We start from the raw sequence: 21,285 nt of genomic DNA on the forward strand, positions 1-21,285 counted from the left end.
AGCCCTGCGAATATTGTCGTTAGGAACTAGCGATACTGCCCTTGGAGGGGATGTAAGTCGGACTGGCAAAATTTCGGTTTTGTTGGACGCTATCCCCGTTGAATTGGGAAACCCCATCCGCCATGGGGTGGAGTAGTTCACCTGAGTCCCCATGCCATACGAACCGTTACATCATAAGTATCGTCCCCAGAGGTTTGGGGATTTGGTGGGTCAAGAAGCGATCGCAACTACCCTCACCAACGCCATCCTCTCCAGACGCATTGCTCCAGCTTACCTGTTTACCGGCCCCAGAGGCACGGGTAAAACCTCCAGCGCCCGCATTTTAGCCAAGTCGCTTAACTGTCTCAACAGCGAAGTTCCCACAGAACTACCTTGTGGGGTATGCTCTGTCTGTCGCGGGATCGAGCTTGCCAATGGTTCAGCCCTCGATGTAATTGAAATCGACGCCGCCAGCAATACAGGGGTCGATAACATCAGAGATTTAATCGAAAAAGCCCAATTTGCCCCGGTTCAATGTCGATACAAAGTATATTTGATCGACGAAGTTCATATGCTCAGCCAAGCGGCGTTCAACTGCTTATTAAAAACATTAGAAGAACCACCAAAACAAGTTGTATTTGTCTTAGCTACTACCGACCCACAACGAGTATTACCAACGATTATTTCTCGCTGTCAGCGGTTTGATTTTCGCCGAATTCCCTTACAATCAATGGTCAAACACTTAGGGAATATTGCCGCGAAAGAAAACATCGATATCGCCCCCGAAGCGCTAATCCTAGTGGCACAAGTCGCCCAGGGAGGACTGCGAGACGCCGAAAGCTTACTCGACCAACTCAGTCTATTACCAGGTCAAGTAACGGTAGATGGCGTTTGGGATTTAGTAGGCGCAGTACCGGAACGGGATTTGATGGCGCTTTTATATGCGATCGCAGATGATAAATCTGTAGAAGTTATCGATATTACCCGCCGCTTAATGGATAGGGGAAGAGAACCTTTAATCGTCCTGCAAAACTTAGCTGGATTCTACCGCGATTTACTCATCGCCAAAACCGCACCCAATCGCTCGGATTTAGTCGCCTGTACCGAACCAACTTGGAATCAGTTGTGCCAGTTTTCCCAAAAGTGGGAAATTCCTTACATTTTAGCCGGACAAAAACACCTCAAAGACAGCGAAGTTCAAATCAAAAATACCACCCAGCCGCGCTTGTGGTTAGAAGTAACCCTGCTGGGATTATTGCCATCAGCAATTAACAGTCAGGTTACAGTTTCGCCTTCTCAAGAGCAAACTGTTGATATAGTTTCTCACAATATTGGCAGACAACAGCAATCTCAGACCCAGCAGAAACCAACTTATCAACAGGAAAAAGCAGCAGAACTTTCTCCACCACCCGTACAACAAGAAACTGCAAAACCTACAATCCAAGATAGGGAAATCAACGCGCCACAAACAAACGCCGAACCTATTGAATTTACTGCCCCGCCGACCGAACTCGATGAAATTTGGCGACAAGTGATTGAAAATTTGCAGCCCGCTACTAAAGCGCTAGTAAGTCAGCACTGCCACTTGTTAAACTGTGATGAAAATGTAGCGTATATTAAGGTTAGCACCGAGCCGTTATTTAAACTCGCTCAGCAAAAGTTATCCAATATAGAAGCGGCTTTTTTTAAAGTTCTTAACCGTAAGGTGAAGGTAAAATTAGAAGTCGGCGGTTCTTCTCAGTCTCGGACTGTTGGCAAATCTGACACGCAATCGCATCCAAAAGAAACTTTCTTGCCGGATACTATACCCCCTAGCAGTAGCAAACAATTTAACCAAGCTGAATTAGCGACACCAAAGGAAATAGAACCCTTGCCTAATACCGAGTTACTTTCAAAGATAGTAGACAAGGAAGACAAAGAGGAAAACGCCACTTGGTATAAAGCAACTTCGCCAAGTATTAGCAATCCTTCTCTACCTGCCAATTCAGTTGCCGCAGAAGTGGAAAATCCACTGCCATCATCGGCGATTCAAGTTGCAGAATCAACTGAAGATTCGGAGATTGATGAAGTAGCGATCGCCGCCCAAAAACTCGTCGAATTCTTCAAAGGAAAAGTCGTTAAACTAACCGATGACTTAGAATTACTCGACCCAGTTTCCACAACAACTACCCCCGCCGCAGACTTTAAACCCCAATATTCAGAGGCTACAGGGGAATTTGAATTGGAAGAACCAGATGACGAAGCTTTTTAATTGCAGATTTTAGATTGAAGAAATTTAGCCAATTTTAAATCTGAAATCTGCCATCTCAAATCTGCAATTTTCAATTAAATCTGCCATCTCAAATCTGCAATTTTCAATTCCCCGAATGCGCCGTTTTAACCCATTTCAGACGCTTGGGTCGTACTGACATGCGGGCGGTAACGCTAGCGACAACGAGAAACCAGTGGAACATATACAATATGCCGCGTAAAGTTTGCAGCAGCGTCACCCACACAGAAGTCATTCGTTCTTTTTGAGTCACCTGGATGCGCCGCAGACCGCAAAACATGCTGACTAACGATAACGTTACAGTCATACCCGTTACGGGGCTGAGTATCGGCATTTGATTGCGAGCGATCGCCATCACCATATCCGGCACGGCGGCGGTAGGTAGGAGATATTGGAAAAACCAAAACATCAACAGATCGAAGGTTTTTCGCCTACCCAGACGACCTCTAACGATTGGCTGCCAATAATCCAAATAGCGCTGATAACCGCCTTCTGCCCAACGGTTTCGCTGATGCCAAAGCGCCATCGGTTTGGTGACGCCTTCTTCATCGACTGCCGGATCGAGGAAAAAGTCAATATCCCATCTATCCAGGTGCAAGCGGATGGTTAAATCCAGGTCATCGGTGATGGTTTCTTCATTAAAACCATCGCAGCCAATTAAAGCCGTTCGGCGGATAAATTGACCGTTGCCGCGCAGTTCCCCGATGCCGCCGATGGCGATGCGCTGCTGCTGAAAGAAGCTGTCTAACGCCATCTCTGCGGCTTGAGAACGGGTCAAAAAGTTGGTGGAGGAGTTAGCGATTGCTTTCCGCACCTGTACCGCCCCCACTTCCTGCCGTTCAAACAACGGCAGCACCCGCCGCACCAGATCTGGAGGCATCTGGGCATCCGCATCGAACACGGCGATAATGTCGCCCTTTGTCAGCGGTATGACTTGATTGAGCGCCCCTGATTTTCCGCCCCCTGCACCGGGTGCGCGATGGAACACCCTCAACTGGTCATATTTTGTCGCCAGCCGATCCAACAATACCGGCGTGCCATCATCGCTGTTATCGTCGATCACCCACAGTTCATACCGACAACTTGGGTAATCGATATTACAAAAATTCTCCACTAATTTACCGATGACGGCTTCTTCATTTTTAGCTGCCACCAGCAAAGACACAAAAGGCGGGGCGTCCTGGGAGTCCAAAGATAAGATTTCCGGGACGGTTCTGGGTCGTGCCCGTACAACCCGCAGAACCTGAATTCCCATCAGAGTAGTCAATCCCAGCACGATCCAGGTTGCCCAAGAAACCAAGTGCAGGGCAATAGTGCCACTCCAAACGATGGTCAGCACCACAGCGGCTTTACGCCGACGCCCCGCGTAGGGATTTTGGCTCCTGGACTCCCCCTTTTTTAAGGGGGGGCAGGGGGGGATCAGATTTTCGATTGAGTCTGACTCCAGAGCGTTCTGAGTTTCTGGCATTTTGCCGACAGGAGGTTGAGATTGGGCATCCCCATCGGGGGACTCTAATCCAAAATCGCGTTCCCAGGCAGAGCTTGGGAACGAGGACATCGGCAAGCCAAAATCGTCAGGCTCGTTGTAAGAATCGTTTTCGGGCCAGGAATTCGCTGGCATAGGTTACTTGATTCAACCACCAGTATTTGTCTACACCTTTGAAGAAGCTGGGGATCAGGTAACACCAGACCGTGCAGCCTTCACATACTGGAAGTTTACCTTGAGATTGGCGATATTTTTCCACTTCTTCCGATTCTCGGTAAAGTTCGTATAATCGCCCGTTAATCGGTACGCCAGTTTGAGCAAAGTGGTAACAAGGCAGCAGGAGTTCGTCGTTGGGAGAAATGGCAATCACCGCCTCCACTGCTTTACAGCGAGGATTTTTGGTGTCGTTGCCCCCAGCTTCAATAAAAGCTAATGCGGCCTTATTGTATCCCACATTGCTGTACTGTCTGGCTGCGGCTTCGATCGATTTGACGATTTCCGGCGTGGGATTTTTCTTGGAATTGTAATTGCTGTGGGCTGTAAACGCTGGGTTAAGCCAAACTCGGACGCCCAAGCGCTGCCCCAGTTCTCCCACTTCGCCAATCCGGTGGTAATTTTGGGCGGTGACGGTGTGGTTGAGGACGGGATATTCGCCCAAAGATTTGGCGATTTTCACCGACTCGACTAAATTGTCAAATATTTTCACACCCCGCGAATGGTCGTGACTTTCGGCATCGGGACCATCCAAAGAAAAATTCAGGAAGTCCACCAACCCTTGTATTTCCTTAGCCCGTTTGGGATAAAGAATCGTATTCGTCGTCATGCTGGTCGTGAATCCCAGCCGTTTCGCCTCGGTGTAGATTTCACCTACATCTGCTCGCAGCAGTGGTTCGCCGCCGGTAAAGTCTACGTATTTAACTCCCAGACGGCGCAAATCTACCAAATTACGGCAAATTGTCTCAAAATCAGCTTCTTTCCCCGGTTCTAGCGCCCAAATATCACAAAAATGACAGCGGGCGTTGCAACGGTAGGTTAGGTAGTAGTTTGCAACCAGAGGTGTCATAAGGGTTAGCCGAGAGGTTTTCCATATTTTGCCACTCTCTGCGCCTCTTGGTACGGAGATTCTGCCGACAAGAGCAGCCTTACGAGGCCAAAAACCGTGTTTCCACCTGGATCTCTGGTGGCCAAACCCATGATTTTTCCGAGAAACCGGGTTGATTTGGGTGGCACTCCACACCCCGCTGCGTGGGAATAATAATAGATGAGGCAGCGATTCTCCGCTGCAAAGACGCGCCCGCAACTCAATCAATATAGCTAGAGCGAGGAAAATACCTATATGTCTATCGACAAACTACAGCCCGCCCCTCCCCAAACTTTGACCGTCTACATGCCCTACTACCAAGGGAACCAGCGCCAAGTGTTACCCTACGCGATCAGCCTCTACAAAGAAGGCAGTTTGGAGGGCGAACGCAAAATTGAAGGCGGTAAAAGCATCCCCTTCATCGCCACCTGGAACATCGCTAACCTGCCAGCAGACTTAACCCGGTGTCAGATGCGCTTTGACGGCAATGCCGAGCTGAGTTATGAAGTGACAATGGCTAATTTTGAATTTGTTAAATTCTTAATTGAACTGCTGATGAATTACAGAGGCACTCGCACGATAGATTTTTCCAAAACTTTCTACCGCAAGCTTTTGCGTCTAGATGAATAATCCCGTCGATTGTGACAATTTTTCAACAACTTAACAGACTGAATTGCACTTAGAATGAATGATGGGGCTTGACCCCAGTTACCAAATTTAAACGATTTAAGACTCCCGCCTGCTCCCCCCATCCCAGGGAAAAAAGTTTTTTAGTAAATTTTTCCCGAAACTAAAATTTAGTACCGCTCTTCCACTGTCAAAACAAGTTTTTCCACTGGGACGCGAAAGCGCCCGGAATCGAGGGGAGAGGGGGATTTGGCGTCAGTCGTGCCTGTCACATTTGTTGAATACAGGAGTAATTAGTGTGCCACAATCCACTGAGAAAACACGAAAAAGAGGGTCAAAATATCTGCTAGTAGGCTCAACTGAAGCTTGCAGCGGTAAGTCCACCACGATCCTGGGAATGACCCCGCAGTTACAGAAACGCGGACTCGACATCGCCTATGGTAAGCCGCTAGGAACTTGTTGGGAAGATGCCCATACCGATGGCATCGATGAAGATGTGAAGTTTTTGGCGCCGCTACTGCACCTAAAGGAAAACCGTTTGCTACGAACAATCCTGTTTCTCGATGAAACAACGATCCAAAAGCGGATGGTGGGGGAAGATCGAGTTGATTACGCCGCCTTACTGGCGCAAACCCTGGCGACGCCCGGTGGAGATTTAGTATTCTTAGAAGGACCTGGGAACCTCGATGAAGGCAGTCTGTTTAACCTGTCGTTATTGGACATGGCTGAGTGCATCGACGCAAAGATTCTTCTGGTAGCGCGGTTTGAATCGGTTCTGGCGGTGCATAAGCTGGTGTCGGCAAAGCAAAGATTGGGCGATCGCTTGCTGGGTGTTTTGCTCAACGATGTCCCCTCAGAACAGTTGGAGATCGTCTCGACGATCGTCAAACCGTTTTTGGAAAATCGACACATTCCCCTGTTGGGAATAGTACCCCGTAACACCCTGCTGCGAAGCGTCAGCGTGGGCGAACTCGTACACCAGTTGCAGGCAGAAGTACTCTGCTGCAAGGAACGCATGGACTTAATGGTCGAAAGCCTCACCATCGGTGCGATGAATGTATCGTCGGCGCTGAAGTATTTCCGTCAAAGAAGAAATATGGCAGTGGTAACGGGAGGCGATCGCACCGATCTTCAAATGGCGGCGTTGGAATCTTCCACCCAGTGCCTGATTTTAACCGGACACATCCCCCCAGTTGAGTTTATCCTCAGTCGCGCCGAAGAGGTAGAAATTCCGGTGTTGTCGGTAGATTTGGATACCCTCACCACCGTGGAAATTATCGACCGCGCCTTTGGACAAGTGCGCTTGCACGAACCAGTTAAGGTACAGTGCGCGTATCAAACGATCGGGCATCACTTTGAAATTGACCGGCTGATGGCTAAATTAGGATTAGAAACTGCCGTGACCCTGCAATAGTCAAGGTTTGTTACAATAACTAGGTCGTTCAGCCTCTACCCGCCCTTGAGTCAGTCGATAGATATTTCCAACGTCGATGTATTAGTCCAAGAACTGGCAACGATCCAGCAAACGGGTGCTAAGCGGATCGCCCTGTTGGGGTCGCGTCACGTTCCGATTACCCATCAACATCTAATTGAGATGATGAGCTATGCCCTAGTTTTATCGGGCAATCGGTTGATCACCTCCGGTGCCGGTGGCACCAACGGTGCTGCGATCCGAGGGGCGATGCGAGCTGACCCCAAACTGTTGACGGTGATTTTACCTCAAAGTTTGGAGCGTCAGCCCCGCGAATCTCGCGAATTACTAGAACAGGTGATGCATTTGGTGGAAAAACCAGAAAACGATCATCTGCCTTTGGGAGAAGCGAGTGCTTTGTGTAATCAGGAAATCGTCACTCGGTGTCAGCAGCTAATTTGCTTTGCGTTTCACGATAGCCGCACGCTGCTGCAAACTTGCAAGGATGCAGAAGACCAACGAAAACTGGTGACGTTGTTTTACTTTGATTAGCGTGGCGCGATTATTTGCCTGCAAAGTTATGCTAATTGCTAATTGCTAATGGCTAATGGCTAATTGGGCTAAGCTTCAGCTATTAGTTATTAATTATTAGCAGAAATTAAACTTTTAAAGTACAGGTGAATGATGCTATCTCAACTGTCGGTGTCTGTTATTCTGCTTGCCAGTATCGTAGCGGCTGCCGTTCTGGTATATCTACCGTTTTTGGTGGTGGCTTACGGACGGCAACAGGTCGGCTATGATACGGCTGCACCGCGTGCCATGTTCGATAAATTGCCGGACTATGCTCAGCGGGCGACTTGGGCGCATCAAAATGGCTTTGAATCGTTTATGATGTTTGCGGCAGCAGCACTGATGGCTTACGTGACGGGTGTAAATTCGTCCTTGGCTGTAGTTGCTGCTCTAGCATACCTAGTCGCCCGCTTGCTGTTCTCGGTATTTTATATCTTGAACTTGCCGCTGGCGCGCTCTCTGATGTTCGGTATCGGTTCCCTGGGAATCGGCACTTTAATGGTTTTGAGTCTTTTACAAAAATTGGGTAATGGGTAATGGGTAATGGGTAATGGGTAATGGGTAATAGGAATAATAATTACCAATTACCAATTACCAATTACCAATTACCAATTACACTTCACCAATCACACTTCACCAATTTATTATGGCATCTACATATTCATTCGATATTGTCAGCGATTTTGATTACCAAGAATTGGTCAATACTGTAGACCAAACCACACGAGACATCGCCAGTCGCTACGATCTGAAAGATACGAAAACAACCTTGGAATTAGGAAAAGAATCGATTACGGTGAACACCGACAGCGAGTTCACTTTAGAGTCGGTTCACACGATTCTGCAACAGAAAGCAGCCAAGCGTAACCTGTCGCTAAAAATATTTGACTACGGCAAAGTTGAACCAGCCAGTGGGAATCGCGTCCGGCAAGAAATTAAACTAAAAAAAGGCATTAGCCAAGAAATTGCTAAGGAAATTAGCAAATTGATTCGAGACGAATTTAAAAAAGTACAAGCTTCGATCCAAGGCGATGCCGTGCGCGTTTCCGCTAAAGATAAAGATGAATTGCAAGCAGTAATTGCGCGATTGAAGCAAGAAGATTATCCGGTGGCTTTGCAATTTACAAACTATCGCTAATGGCTGGCTAATTGCTAATGGCTAATGGCTAAACTATTTTGACCATGATCGATTAGCAATTAGCCATTAGCAGTAAAGATTAAAAATGGACAGACCGCCAAAAATTGACCGCCAGCGAGAGCATCAAGCTAACGAACGTACTTTTTTGGCTTGGTTGCGGACTTCTATTGCTTTGATTGGATTTGGGTTTGCTATAGCTCGTTTTGGTTTATTTTTGCGGGAATTGCAATCTTCCGTAACCGGAAAAGACTCGCCCGCCCACTCGTTTATCAGTTCTCAAACTATCGGCGTAGGTTTGGTAATTATCGGCATTATCTTGGTTGCTTTATCAGCGTGGCGCTACAACAAAGTTTTATGGCAAATTGAGCGCGGCGACTATCGCCCCAGTCGCTTAATTATCTGGATAACTTCTGCAATTGTAATGATTATTGGTACTATTACTATTCCTTTATTGCTTTGGCGACAACCAGAGGTTCCGAGTATGCCATCCCCGCGTAAAAATAGTGTAAGCCATCGCTCTATAACTCATACCAGAAACCTCGAATCTAAGCGTTAACTGTTGACTTGGGATGAGAAACCGGGTTTCTTAAACAAACCCGGTTTCTGCGCGTTTGGCGTTTTGTTAAGTTTTGTATCAAAAATAGACATATAGAGAAAATAAATTACTACAATAGATGGAGGTAAATTTCAACCACTTGTGGTATAATTAGTAATGCGCCCGTTTAATGTTTTTTCTGGCGCACGGCATAATCATCGCTACACACCTCTGCTGGTGCCGTGCTTGCTGGGACGCCCTTGGGGGCTAATTTGGTTTGTGAGTATTTGGATAATGGGAGCAGCAAAGTTACATGCTGCACCGGAAGAGTTTGCTTCGGTTGTTCCAAGGGAACTGACATCAATGCCCCACGACGGTGTGGAAGCGACAACAGTTTCTTTGAACAAGCAATTAATTGCTGTACCGGAGAACTTGCAACCCAACCGGGATACGCCGGTTCCATCGCAACCCGCACCTGTTAAACCGCCGGAAGTTGCTCCTCCAACCGAGAAACCGCCCGAACCGGGATCGGCATCCCAATTGAAATTAGAAGGGTTGCAAGTTGATTTTCGCGACGACGAGGATAACTACGGTCAGCACAATCAATTCATCGAACCAACGTTTCGGATTCGGTTACCAAACGGTCAAGCAATTCGCTTCAAAAGCGGGTATAACACGTTTGAACAACGCGGTTTTGATACCGTCACGAACATTCCCTTACAAGCAGTATGGGAAGGAAAAATTGGGCCAGTTAACCTGCAAGCGGGTGGGGGAGTGGATGTATTTAATCGACTGCCGACTGCGCTCAATCTTAACTTTAAGGCGGAGGCATCGATTTTTAGTAGCCTGACATCGGATGGTAAGTTAAATTCTGCTTTATCTCTGTCGGGAGTTCTGGAACAAGGGCCTTATAAATTCAATGCCCAAACGTTAGAAAATCAAATTACAGCGTGGCGGTTTGGGCCAAATGTGTACTGGCAGATCGACCGGAATACGAGCTTTTTCACGCTGTACCGTCGGGGTCAATACAACGATGGAAACCACGAAGACCAGACTTTTAGCCGGTTAGAGCGTAAATTTGGTCAGTTTTTTGTGGCGGCTAATTTATTTACTTGGAGTTACGAAGAAGACCGCTCGCAAAAGAGTGGTTATTTTTCCCCACAAGACTTTTTAGTTTATAACGGCGAAGTTGGATGGGAAGGAGATATTACCAAGTTTCTGCGGTGTCGGGTATTTGGTAACTTCGGACAACAGCGACTTGATGGAACTTTTGATAATGCTTATAGCTATCAAGGTCGCTGTACGGCAAAGATTTCGCCCAATGTAGAAGCAGATTTTGGTTATGGTAACTCCAACGTGCGAAATCGCGCTGGAGATGACTACAATAATCGCTCGTTTACAGGTCAATTGCGGATGAATTTTTGATTAGGTTGGTTTCGATAGCTGAAAATTGGGGTGTTATGTACCCAGACGGCGATCGCAAAGCACGAGCGGATAAAGATTTCACTTTTCAATCATAAATGCAGGAATTACGCAAAGAAACAAAGGTGATCCGAAAAATCGTTGGTTTGGTTGCGAGAGATCAAGGTCGAAACCGGGTTTCTGGCAACGCGCTTGCGTAAGTCCTGAAATGCTGAGTCAGTGTCAAAGGTTATATGTGGGCGAATGTGCGGACAACTACAAAATACCTGACAAGGAAATTCAGTATTTTCACTCTGGGGTATTTCGCTAGAAGTGGCAATACTAAATCAAAGAAAGACACAAGAACGGGTATGCGGTCGAATGGCATCAGGTGTAGCCGAGGGTTTTCTAGGTGAACTTAGGGCTGTCATTTACCGTTAAACGTTCTTAATCTCAAGGGTTTGCATCCCTAATTCCAAGTAGAGTGGGAAAGATTTTTTACTTAATTTTTCCCAAAGTGTAGTTTGAATCAACTTGAATTTCACAAATATTTCACAATTGTGATTTATGTTGGAAGTAAAGAAGGGTTAAACCCAACAATCTCAGCTGACAAAGAGCTGATACAGTAAACCGCAGGCAGGGGCGAGCGCACATTGTGCAATTATTCGCCCCAGCTTGCAAGTTCAATGTGCGTAAAAAACTCACCCAATTGGTTATGAATGAAGGTTTCGAACCACCACCAAAGAGTTTATCAATCCTGGCAATTGTTGGGGGAGTAGTGACTGCCGTTGTAGCGATCGCAAGTCTACAATCCTTATCCAACACGCTGAATCGCAATTTATCCAAAGCAACACCGTCTCCCACGCCAACTGCCGAATTATCAGCGAGTGCCAAAATTGCCCAATTGGACGCTCAATCGACGAAATTGCCGGGTAATCCGGTAACTTCAGCCGATGCCGCGACTATAACCCCAAATTTTGCCAGCAGCACTTTGACTGCGGCAGAAATGGCGATGGCGAAGTCAGCTTGGGCATATTTTCAAGCAAATTGGAACGAAGAGACGGGATTAGTCAATTCAGTCGATGGATTTGCGTCGGTGACGATGTGGGATCAAGCAGCTGCGATCGCGGCCTTAGTCAGTGCCAAAGAACTGAATCTGATTCCAGAGGATGAATTTTACACCAAAATGCGCCAAACGTTGCGAACTTTGGCAAGAATGCCTTTATACAAAGGTGAATTACCCAACAAAGTTTACAACTCCAAAACCTTAATTCCCGTCAATTACGGTCAATTAGAAAAGCGGGAAGAAATAGGCTGGTCAGCTTTAGATTTAGGTAGGCTAGCACTCTGGCTAAAAATTGTGGAAACCAAGTATCCCCAATTGCGGCGGCGAACCCAAGCAGTCTGGAGACATTGGAATGTTGAACGTCTGACAAAAGACGGTCAAATGTATGGAACTTCGGTAGTTAACGGCAAAGAACAATACAACCAAGAAGGACGTTTAGGCTACGAGAATTATGCCGCTTATGGACTAAAACTTTGGGGGTTAAAAGTAGATAAAGCCCTGGAATATCAATCCGATGCTGCGTTTGTCGATCTTTACGGCTATGGCGTTCCCTACGATAAAAGGGATGCTAAAAACTCCGGTGCGAATAACTACGTTTTGAGCGAACCATTTATTTTGGATGGAATTGAAACGGGATTTCAAGCATTACCAAAAGCTTATGCAGACCGAGTTTTAGCCGCGCAAGAAGCACGGTATAAAGCCACCAATCAGTTAACTGCTGTTACTGAAGATAATTTGGATCGGGAACCTTACTTTGTTTACAGTACTCTTTTTGTCAATGGAGATGCTTGGGCAACGATTACCGATACTGGGAAAAAATACAACAATTTAAGGTTTGTTAGCGCCAAAGCGGCGATTGGTTGGCACGTGCTTTACAACAGCAATTACACAACTGAGTTGTTTAATTTTGTCCAATATAACTTGAATTCACCCAAGGGGTGGTACAACGGTTTTTACGAAGAATTGAATGAGCCTAACAAGTCTTTGACCGCCAATAATAACGGCGTGATTCTGGAAAGCTTACTTTATAAAAAGGTTGGAAAACCTTTAACGGTTTGGGCAGGAGTGTCACAAGATAGACGATAAAAAAGTCAAGGGGAAAGAACGGTTAGATTGAAATGAAAGAAAAATTCATGGCAATAAAACGGTATCTAAACAAGCGGATAAAACTGATTTCCCTATTTTTAGTGGGGTTGTTGTTCCAGCCTTTAGTGGTGATTGGTACTGGGATGCGATCGCTTGCTCAAACCCCAGCCGCTGCGACATCGAATGTCTGCGCTGAAATTAGCTCACCCCTAACGCCAGAAGAACTTGCTGACGCTAAAACTGCTTGGCAATATTTCCTGAATAACTATCAGCAAGCGACGGGATTTACCAACTCAACTGGCGGTTATCCTTCCGGCACGCTTTGGGATATGGGCAATTACTTGATGGCACTCAATGCCGCGCGCTGGCTGAATTTAACTGACCAAGCAGATTTTGACAATCGCCTCAACAAATTTCTCACCAATATCGGCAATTTGAAACTGTTTGAAGATACCTTGCCCAACAAGGTTTATAACGCAGCCAACGGGCAAATGGTTGATTATGGAAATAATCCCATAGAACGAGGAATTGGTTGGTCTGCTTTGGATATTGGTCGCATCCTTGCCGCGTTCCACGTTTTGCGTACCTGCCATCCTCAATACAACGATTGGCTAAAAGGAATTGTCGCGAAGTGGAACGTGGCAAAGTCTCTCCAAGAAGGACAACTTTTTGGGGCGACTGTTCTACCTGACAACAAAACATTGTTGGTGCAAGAAGGGCGATTGGGTTACGAGGAATATGCAGCCAGAGGTTACGAACTTTGGGGATTTAAAGCACCAAAAGCACTGGCGCTAGAACCGTTTAAATTTGTTGACGTAAACAAGGTCAAAATTCCGGTAGATACCCGCGACTACAAAGCCACCAATGCCAACAATTATGTAGTCAGCGAATCCTACATCTTAGATGGAATTGAATTTGGGTTAGAAGGGGTTTTGAAAGAATATGCCGCCAGGGTTTTTGAAGCGCAAAAGCGTCGCTATGAATCCACAGGGCAGCTAACGGCGGTAACAGAAGATAACCTCGACCAAGCACCTTATTTTATCTACAACACCGTTTATGCAAACGGGGTAGCTTGGGCACCGATTACCGAAAAAAACGAACAGATTCCCCAGTTTCGCAACATTAGCACCAAAGCAGCTTATGGCTGGCGCTATCTTTATCCAGATAACCCTTATGCCCAAAAAGTTTTTGAGGCGGTAAAAAGTTTGAAAAGTCCTGATAACGGCGGTTTCTACGCCGGACTTTATGAGGAAAGCAAACAACCGAATAAATCTCTCACGGGCAATACCAATGGGTTAATTCTGGAAATCCTTTATTTCAAAGCGAGGGGGAATCGCCCTTTAATTGGGTCAAATTTAGTCACTTTTGCTTCACCATCTGGGGATAATGCTGCTGCTGCACCCTCGAATCCCACACCTGAGACTGCACCAACTCCCACCGCACCACAGAGTGCGCCAACTCCCACCGCACCACCCCCGGCGGCAACTGCGACGGCAAAACCTGCGGAAACTAACGTTGTTGCAGTCGCACCCATTCCCTCGGTGGGGAAATTGTCCTCGCGTTTGGAGTTAGCTAGACCGCTGACGGCTGTAGAACGGCGGTATGCTGAGGTAGCGTGGAGCTATTTTAGGGCCAATTATCAGCCGAAAACTGGGTTGGTGAGCGATCGATCGGACACAAAAGCAGCAACAATATGGGGATTGGGCGATTATCTCGCCGCACTGCAAGCAGCAGATACCCTTGAGATTATTTCAGAGACAGAATTTGACCAACGCACCCGACATTTGTTAGCAGCTTTAGGCAAATTACCTTTATTTGCTGCCGAGTTACCGACGCGGGGATACGATATTCGCACATTACAACCTGTAGATTACAATTCAAAACCAGTTGCCGAACCAACGGGATTTTCAGCATTAGATATTGGGCGACTTCTGGCAGCACTTTATAACTTAAAAAGTTACCATCCAGAATACACCAACGCCGTCGATCAACTGTTGTTGAATTGGTCGTATCTGCGAGTTGTGCGCGATGGGATGCTTTACAGTGCCGTTTCTGTTAAAGATGATACCGGGCAACCTTCCCAACGCTTCAACCCCGAAACTCGCTTGGGTTACGAAGAATACGCCGCCCGCGCCTTTCAGATGTGGGGTTTTGATGTGGCAAATTCAGCCATCGGCGGCGAGTACGAAACCAGCAAGGTAGAAGATTTTAACATCCCGACGCAACGCAAAAGAGCGAATGTAAATTCAAGTATCAATCAATACACGGTTAGCAATCCTTTCCTGACATACGGTTTGGAATTAGGCCCAGAACCACAAATGCGCCAATTCCTTACGGCAATGCTGCGCGCCCAAGCTCAGCGCTACCGTAGTACCGGCACTTTCACCGCCTCAGCCACCACGTTAATTGACCGCGAACCTTACATCGTACATAGCACGATTATCGGTCAGGGAGAACCTTGGGCGGCGCTGGGGAATGACGGTAAACCAGTATCCGATGATACACGCATGGTCAGCACCGCCGCCGCGTTTGCCTTTCACGCCCTGTTTCCCGACGATGAATATGCCCGTCAATTATGGCAGGCGACGACAGACTTATATAATCCATTACTTGGATATTATGAAGGCTTTTACGAAAAAACCGGCAAAACCGCCTTTGGCTTCACCGGAACTACGAATAGCACGATTTTGCAATCTTTACTGTACCAGGCAACCAATCGGCAACCTTTAATCCGCCCGATTAAAGCCATGAATTCCCCTTGGTGGGAGGCAGTTGAACGGGGAAATTCCGGTCGCGGTTTACCGATGACTGCAACGGCGAAAGCACGCTTGGTTTCTGATAATACTGGCACTTACTGGGTGTCTACTGATAAAACGGGAACGGCAACCGCAGCAACTTCCGTCAAATTAGATACTAAGTGAGTTAGAGGTGAAGAAATGCTGAAGTTTATCAAGCGATCGCCTGGATTAATATGCCTCCTGGTGCTGGGGGGTAGCATTTACGGGATGCAAAATATACCAGTAGCGGTAGGCGCTTTAGCGCCTACTACAAACGGGGCGCTAAAGCGCGTACTACAAACGGCTGTTAAACAAACTAATCCTCGCCCCAGATTGTCGCAAAATGTATCGGCTTCTAAACCTCCCGTCTTGTTAGGACTTTACACCAAAGGCTATGGCGGAGATCAGCGGGTAATTGATTCCGAATTGCGCCAAATAGATGCATGGGCGGGTAAGCGGCATACCTTGGCTGGTATATTTATGAACATGGAAGACAACAATCCCGCATTTAACGTAGGAGGGCGTCTAGAAAAGTTGCGGCAGAACGGATACACCGCTTTTATCAATTTAGATACTACCCGCACGGCGGCACAAGTTGCTAAGGGAGATATTGACAATTCCCTGAGAAAAATTGCCCGCGCTTATGCAAATTGGGCAAGTAAAGGAGAAGGGCGAATTGCGTATATTGCCCCGATGCAAGAAATGAACATCCTGGGAGATGAAACTTACGGCAAAGATCCGGTAAACTTTAAATTAGCTTACGAACGGATTGAGCGGATTTTTGCCGAAGCGGGCGTACCGAGAAATGCCGTGCGTTGGGTGTTTGCACCGAATGGTTGGAGTGAAGAGGGGCATCGATTTGAGAATTATTATCCGGGAAGCGATAAAGTAGATGTAGTCGCATTCAGCGCTTACAATTGGGGCTACTGTCCTAGATCGGATTGGAAAAACTGGGGGAACGCCGCCGATGCGTTTAAACCTTACATCGAACGGATGGAAAAAATGGCTCCTGGCAAGCCAATTTTTATCGCTCAAACCGCCAGCACCAGTTACAACAAAACTGGCGCAAATAGTAGTGATAAAGACAAATGGGTTAACGATGCTTACACTTATCTAGCTGCTGCTCCCGGAGTGCAAGGCATTATGTATTTCAACATCGATAAAGAATGTGATTGGGCGCTCTACAATGACAACGGTAACAAATCGGATGGTTACAAAACCGCTGTTAGCAATCCTGCTTTTACTTACGTTTCACCGACTGAGATAAATCGACAATGATAGCAATGACGATCGCAATTTTACCAGTATTTTTATGCGCGACAACCAATCAGCAACAATTGGTTTGTCCGGAGGTACAGGTATGGCAATGCTCGTCAACCTGCTGCAATACCCGCCAGGGAATAAATTCCCTGGCTAATAGCGAAAGTCGTCTAAAGACGACTGAGCCAAAATTTTCAGTCCATTTTAATGGACTTTCGCTATTAGCCCGGAAATTTATTTCCGGGCGGGATGGGTGGAGTCAGAAACCCGGTTTCTGCGCCGATTTCTGCCTGTCAAACCCAGAATTTTTCAGAGAAACCGGGTTTCTTGCACAAGACTCTCGACTCTCCCTTGTCTCCCACTCAGAGCGTCCTTTTCCGTCTCCGCATCCCCCCGTCTCCGCGTCTCCGTATCTCTTCCTTGAACGCCGTCAATTAATCGCTTTGCCCGATTATTATCACAGAGATTGGCAACCTCCTAGTCCCTCGCTACCTACAACACCACCGCCTGCTATACCTTTTCAAGAACATGTTGCAACCGCTGAAAAACCTTCTTTACCTCCCCCCATTGCGATTCAGAAACCAGTTCAACAGGTATCGCCACCGCAACCTGCACGCCAGATTGCACCACCCGCTGCGCCACCTGTCGCTGACGATCCACCGAGATTAACGACAGATGCGGATAGAATTGCTGCTAGACGCGCTTGGCAGTATTTTGATCGCAATTGGAATGCTCAAACGGGTTTTGTTAATTCGGTGGAAAACTATCCTTGGACGACTTGGTGGGATCAGGGTAGTGCAATTTTAGGGATGCACGCGGCGCACCAATTGGGGTTAATTAAAACCGAGGAATTTAACAACAAAATAAATCGATTGTTGCAGACTTTGGAAAGATTGCCCCTCCCCGCAACGGGGTTGCCAAATAAAGCTTATAGCACCAATACAGCGCAGATGATGCGTTTGGATAATACACCCGATCCCAGGGGGACAAGCGGATGGTCGGCGCTGGATATGGCGAGGTTTTTGATCGGATTGCGGGTTTTGCGATCGCATTATCCCCAATTCCAAGAACGCTGCGATCAGATCGTTGCGAAATGGAATTTATCCCAACTGGTTAAAGACGGTTGGTTACAAGGTGGAATTACAGGTAGCAACGGCAGAATTCGCCTCGTACAAGAAGGGCGATTTGGCTACGAACAATATGCCGCCTATAGTTTAAAACTATGGAATATCGAAGCAGTAAATGCTTTAAACAATCCACCCGTTAGGACAATTCAAATTGATGGTATTGAATTACAAATCGATCGACGAAATTTAAGCAATTCTGGCGCGAGTAATTATTTAACCAGCGACCCTTATTTACTCTGGGGCTTAGAGTTGGGTTGGAATGATTCGATTAAGCCTCACGTTTTAAATATTTTCAAATTGCAAGCAAAACGCTTTGAAACTACGGGAATCTTGACAGCCGTAAACGAAGATTCCATCGCTCGTCCGCCTTACTTTTTATACTACAGCGTCTATGCTAACGGTCAATCTTGGATGCCAATTAATATTGAGGGGAGAACCTTCCCCCATTTGAGATTTTTAAGTACAAAAGCTGCATTTGCTTGGGCAGCACTAATGCCAAACGAACCCTATGCTAAAAAGCTGCGGGAGTCAGTACAAAACTTAGCAGCCCCGCATCGAGGCTATCTAGCAGGGCGCTATGAAAATCCTCGCTTGGGCGTCAATAACGCAATTGACGTTAATACAAATGCGGTAGTTTTAGAAAGCCTGCTTTACCAAGCAAGAGGCGGGCGTTCTTTAGTTTTTTAATTCTTAGTTGAGGTGTGATGGTTACTTCCAATTCTGTGTTAGAAAATTCAACTAACTTTTCCGGCAATATTCGCACTAGGCTGAAAAAGCGCACGCTATTATTTCGCTACCTGGCAGAAATTAACTTAATTTTTGGCGCGTGGTATTTGTACTGGCGCATCACCCATTCGGTTAACTTTGATGCGCTGTGGCTAGCAATTCCCTTGCTATTGGCAGAAATTTACAGCTATTTTGGCGGCGTGATGTTCACCATCGGGTTATGGCGTCCCGTAGAACGTCAGGTGAAATCTTTTGATAAAATGACGCCACCTTTACCAAAAGAACAATGGCCTACAGTTGATGTTTTTGTCACTTGCTATAACGAGCCAATCGATATTGTAGAAGCAACTGCTAAATCGGCTTTGGCTTTAGATTATCCGCCGACAAAGTTGCGCGTTTACGTGTTAGATGATGGCAACTCAAACGCGATGCGGGCGATGACGGAAAAGTTAAGTTTAGAAGATTTACAATCGCCCTTATTGCAACGGGAAGCTGAGCGAATTGATGGTGAGCGCGAGGGTCTAGTTGAGCGTCTTCAAGAATTAGATAATCTCTTACCCGACGTGCAAGCAGCGGAACAATTTTTGCAAGCCTATTCCGACGACTATTCTAAACATACGGTGGTGCAATTTTTACAAAGTCTGCGACAATACGTGCTGGGTATACCTCCTAAGTCTCAAAATCTGAAAGAACGCCTAAAACTAGAACGGCAATTACTTGAAGAAGCGATTTATGAAAAAGAAGTAGAATTAGTTGAACTGTCGCGCCTGCGCTATATTGCTCGTCCAAAACCTGCGGGTAAGCCGCACCATGCGAAAGCCGGTAACATTAATTACGCCCTGTTTGAAGCTGACACATCGGGCGAGTTTGTGATGACAATGGACGCCGATCATATTCTGGAACCACACTTTATCAAGCGGGTTTTGCCGTATTTTTATACCTACGATTTGTTCAAAGGAAAATACGAAAGCAATCGCGTTGGCTTTGTCCAAACTCCCCAAGATTTTTATAACCTTCCTCAGGGCGATGTTTTCGGACATAGCGCGCATTTATTTTATGGCCCCATCCTGCAAGGAAAAGATGGTATGAATGCCGCTTTTTATACAGGAACGAATGCGATCATACGGCGTGAAGCCCTAGTTAGTGTGGGATTGCAGCATTTTTCTGATGACTGGGCAAAGGACGAGAATCGGTTATATGAAGCGGAATTAATTGGGGGCGTATCCAGCATCAGTATTACCGAAGATATGAATACGGCAATGCGCCTGCACTCTGCTGGATGGAAATCTGTTTATCACAACGAATTAATGGCAAAAGGTTTAGCACCCGATGACCTTAGTTCTACTTTAAAACAACGGTTGCGTTGGTCTCAAGGAACGATTCAAGTTTTACTGCGGGAAAATCCCCTCACAAAACCTGGGCTGACTTTTTGGCAGCGGCTACAGTATTTCCAAACCATGTATAGCTATTTTTCCGGATTTGCTACCTTGGTTTTTATTGTCTGCCCGATTATTTATTTTTTCACGGAAACGATACCCGTTAAAAGCTACGGTTCTGATTTTGCCATTCACTTTTTTCCAGCTTTTATCCTGAACCGGATGACGTTTTTAGCGGCGACTTGGGGCATTCCGGCGCGAGAACTTTGGAGATCGGAACAATATGCGATCGCTCTGTTTCCCCTGTTTATCCAAGCAGTCGTGAGCGTATTTACCAATCGCCCGATTAAATTCCAAGTAACGCCTAAACAGCGACAAGCTGGAATTTACGTCCGGCTGGTTTGGCCTCAATTACTCATCTTCGGCCTCACTATTTTAGGCATGTTGTGGAGCCTTTTCCACTTCGCGACTGGCAGTTTAGAATATCCCTGGGTGCATCTATTAAATGCAGGTTGGGCAATTTATAACTTGTCACTTTTGTGGAGCGTTATTCGCGCATCTATGTGGCAACCACCTGCTGATGCTTAATCTGTTATTTTCTTAATTTACCAGAGGTCATGAACGCCGATTTATTTTCCAATTCTTCTTCTTCCAACTCCAAGCAGCGGACTGTTTTGACAATTTATTCTCATGCTGACGATGAAGTGCTACCGGCTGCTGGAACCTTGCGTTTGATGTCGCTAGCTGGGTGGAAGGTTCGCTGTTTAATCTTAACCGATGGCAATCTTTCTCGTTCATCTATCAAAGGTCAACGGCACGAGGAAGCCGAAGCAGCAGGCAAGATTATCGGTGCAATTTATGAGTTTTACGCGCTGCAAGAGTGCAATTTCTCAACGCAAGAAGTCATCAGGGTTGCGGAAGCAGCAATCCAGCGCATTCAACCCGATCTAATTATTACGCATGCCCCCCAATCGGAGAAATACGGACACCGAGATCATGAAATTTGTTCGGTTGCGGTTTCTAACGTAGCAACGCGCAAAAATATTCCGCTCTGGTTCTCAGCGCCGCCGGTTTTTCTGCGCGGGTTTGAACCTAACTTTTTTGTCGATATTAGCTCGGTAATTGAGGACAAAGTTGCCGCGATTGGTTGTTATGAATCCGAGAGCGAGAAAACCTTTATGCAACTCGATGCCATCCTGGTTCTATCTCGGTTTTGGGCGCGGGAATTAGGTCAAAAAGACGGCTATTTTGAAGCTTTTGAAATTTCTCGGCATTGCGTTGATGCTAGATTTTTCACAGCTTTAGCAAGTCGTTAAACTTTTCGGCTATATCCCCAGAGTTAAAAGTTGTTAAAAACCTTGATATCAGAG

16 protein-coding genes are annotated in these 21,285 nt (G+C 46.5%); 14 read left to right on the forward strand and 2 right to left on the reverse strand.

The features are described from left to right. The first annotated feature begins 151 nt into the window (after positions 1-151). Entirely contained in the window at positions 152-2,230 is a 2,079-nt protein-coding gene (locus ACE1CM_RS44780) for a DNA polymerase III subunit gamma/tau (protein ID WP_374885983.1), read from the forward strand. A gap of 103 nt (positions 2,231-2,333) precedes the next feature. Here the strand turns inward: ACE1CM_RS44780 and ACE1CM_RS44785 are convergent, their stop codons facing one another. Both ACE1CM_RS44785 and ACE1CM_RS44790 read right to left on the reverse strand, forming a co-directional pair. Then, the gene (locus ACE1CM_RS44785; RefSeq protein ID WP_374885985.1) at positions 2,334-3,869 is read right to left on the reverse strand and encodes a glycosyltransferase; all 1,536 of its coding nucleotides are present in this window, start codon (positions 3,867-3,869) and stop codon (positions 2,334-2,336) included. After that, positions 3,823-4,797, reverse strand: a complete 975-nt coding sequence (locus ACE1CM_RS44790; RefSeq protein WP_374885986.1) for a radical SAM protein — start codon at positions 4,795-4,797, stop codon at positions 3,823-3,825. The genes ACE1CM_RS44785 and ACE1CM_RS44790 overlap by 47 nt, the downstream gene beginning before the upstream one ends. A 273-nt stretch (positions 4,798-5,070) precedes the next feature. Here ACE1CM_RS44790 and ebsA point away from each other — a divergent pair, with 273 nt between their 5' ends. The 13 genes from ebsA to ACE1CM_RS44855 all read left to right on the forward strand — a co-directional run bounded on the left by ebsA (position 5,071) and on the right by ACE1CM_RS44855 (position 21,231). Then, positions 5,071-5,445: a type IV pilus biogenesis protein EbsA gene (gene ebsA / locus ACE1CM_RS44795; protein WP_374885988.1), complete on the forward strand. Its 375-nt coding sequence runs from the start codon at positions 5,071-5,073 to the stop codon at positions 5,443-5,445. Between the two features lie 295 nt (positions 5,446-5,740). Further along, positions 5,741-6,856 carry a phosphotransacetylase family protein gene (locus ACE1CM_RS44800; protein WP_374885989.1) on the forward strand — a complete coding sequence of 372 codons (1,116 nt, stop codon included), beginning with the start codon at positions 5,741-5,743 and terminating at the stop codon, positions 6,854-6,856. A gap of 45 nt (positions 6,857-6,901) precedes the next feature. After that, positions 6,902-7,405: a DNA recombination-mediator protein A gene (locus tag ACE1CM_RS44805; protein WP_226582341.1), complete on the forward strand. Its 504-nt coding sequence runs from the start codon at positions 6,902-6,904 to the stop codon at positions 7,403-7,405. A 132-nt stretch (positions 7,406-7,537) separates the two neighbouring features. Continuing rightward, positions 7,538-7,960, forward strand: a complete 423-nt coding sequence (locus ACE1CM_RS44810; RefSeq protein ID WP_374886027.1) for an MAPEG family protein — start codon at positions 7,538-7,540, stop codon at positions 7,958-7,960. A 109-nt stretch (positions 7,961-8,069) separates the two neighbouring features. Further along, a complete protein-coding gene (locus tag ACE1CM_RS44815; protein ID WP_374885991.1) occupies positions 8,070-8,561 on the forward strand; it encodes a YajQ family cyclic di-GMP-binding protein in 492 nt (163 codons plus the stop codon). An 85-nt stretch (positions 8,562-8,646) separates the two neighbouring features. Further along, positions 8,647-9,117, forward strand: coding sequence for a YidH family protein (locus ACE1CM_RS44820; protein ID WP_374885992.1), 471 nt, complete (start codon positions 8,647-8,649; stop codon positions 9,115-9,117). Between the two features lie 273 nt (positions 9,118-9,390). Beyond that, entirely contained in the window at positions 9,391-10,521 is a 1,131-nt protein-coding gene (locus ACE1CM_RS44825) for a hypothetical protein (protein ID WP_374885994.1), read from the forward strand. Positions 10,522-11,212: 691 nt separating this feature from the next. Then, positions 11,213-12,649, forward strand: a complete 1,437-nt coding sequence (locus ACE1CM_RS44830; protein WP_374885996.1) for a DUF3131 domain-containing protein — start codon at positions 11,213-11,215, stop codon at positions 12,647-12,649. 32 nt (positions 12,650-12,681) lie between these two features. Continuing rightward, a complete protein-coding gene (locus ACE1CM_RS44835) occupies positions 12,682-15,570 on the forward strand; it encodes a DUF3131 domain-containing protein (protein ID WP_374885998.1) in 2,889 nt (962 codons plus the stop codon). Positions 15,571-15,585: 15 nt separating this feature from the next. After that, entirely contained in the window at positions 15,586-16,704 is a 1,119-nt protein-coding gene (locus tag ACE1CM_RS44840) for a hypothetical protein (protein WP_374886000.1), read from the forward strand. 5 nt (positions 16,705-16,709) lie between these two features. Beyond that, positions 16,710-18,500 carry a DUF3131 domain-containing protein gene (locus ACE1CM_RS44845; RefSeq protein ID WP_374886002.1) on the forward strand — a complete coding sequence of 597 codons (1,791 nt, stop codon included), beginning with the start codon at positions 16,710-16,712 and terminating at the stop codon, positions 18,498-18,500. A gap of 17 nt (positions 18,501-18,517) precedes the next feature. Beyond that, positions 18,518-20,503: a glycosyltransferase gene (locus ACE1CM_RS44850; RefSeq protein ID WP_374886003.1), complete on the forward strand. Its 1,986-nt coding sequence runs from the start codon at positions 18,518-18,520 to the stop codon at positions 20,501-20,503. Positions 20,504-20,532: 29 nt separating this feature from the next. Further along, a complete protein-coding gene (locus ACE1CM_RS44855; protein ID WP_374886004.1) occupies positions 20,533-21,231 on the forward strand; it encodes a PIG-L deacetylase family protein in 699 nt (232 codons plus the stop codon). Positions 21,232-21,285: the final 54 nt, after the last annotated feature.

Origin of the sequence: Microseira sp. BLCC-F43, from assembly GCF_041929235.1 — a bacterium.
Lineage (GTDB): Bacteria > Cyanobacteriota > Cyanobacteriia > Cyanobacteriales > Aerosakkonemataceae > Microseira.

Coding starts and splice junctions, on each gene's coding strand:
- ACE1CM_RS44855 (WP_374886004.1), top strand. CDS start 20,533: ATGAACGCCGATTTATTTTCCAATTCTTCTTCTTCCAACTCCAAGCAG.
- ACE1CM_RS44815 (WP_374885991.1), top strand. CDS start 8,070: ATGGCATCTACATATTCATTCGATATTGTCAGCGATTTTGATTACCAA.
- ACE1CM_RS44830 (WP_374885996.1), top strand. CDS start 11,213: ATGAATGAAGGTTTCGAACCACCACCAAAGAGTTTATCAATCCTGGCA.
- ACE1CM_RS44810 (WP_374886027.1), top strand. CDS start 7,538: ATGCTATCTCAACTGTCGGTGTCTGTTATTCTGCTTGCCAGTATCGTA.
- ACE1CM_RS44840 (WP_374886000.1), top strand. CDS start 15,586: ATGCTGAAGTTTATCAAGCGATCGCCTGGATTAATATGCCTCCTGGTG.
- ACE1CM_RS44825 (WP_374885994.1), top strand. CDS start 9,391: ATGGGAGCAGCAAAGTTACATGCTGCACCGGAAGAGTTTGCTTCGGTT.
- ACE1CM_RS44820 (WP_374885992.1), top strand. CDS start 8,647: ATGGACAGACCGCCAAAAATTGACCGCCAGCGAGAGCATCAAGCTAAC.
- ACE1CM_RS44835 (WP_374885998.1), top strand. CDS start 12,682: ATGAAAGAAAAATTCATGGCAATAAAACGGTATCTAAACAAGCGGATA.
- ACE1CM_RS44785 (WP_374885985.1), bottom strand. CDS start 3,869: ATGCCAGCGAATTCCTGGCCCGAAAACGATTCTTACAACGAGCCTGAC.
- ACE1CM_RS44850 (WP_374886003.1), top strand. CDS start 18,518: ATGGTTACTTCCAATTCTGTGTTAGAAAATTCAACTAACTTTTCCGGC.
- ebsA (WP_374885988.1), top strand. CDS start 5,071: ATGTCTATCGACAAACTACAGCCCGCCCCTCCCCAAACTTTGACCGTC.
- ACE1CM_RS44845 (WP_374886002.1), top strand. CDS start 16,710: ATGACGATCGCAATTTTACCAGTATTTTTATGCGCGACAACCAATCAG.
- ACE1CM_RS44790 (WP_374885986.1), bottom strand. CDS start 4,797: ATGACACCTCTGGTTGCAAACTACTACCTAACCTACCGTTGCAACGCC.
- ACE1CM_RS44780 (WP_374885983.1), top strand. CDS start 152: ATGCCATACGAACCGTTACATCATAAGTATCGTCCCCAGAGGTTTGGG.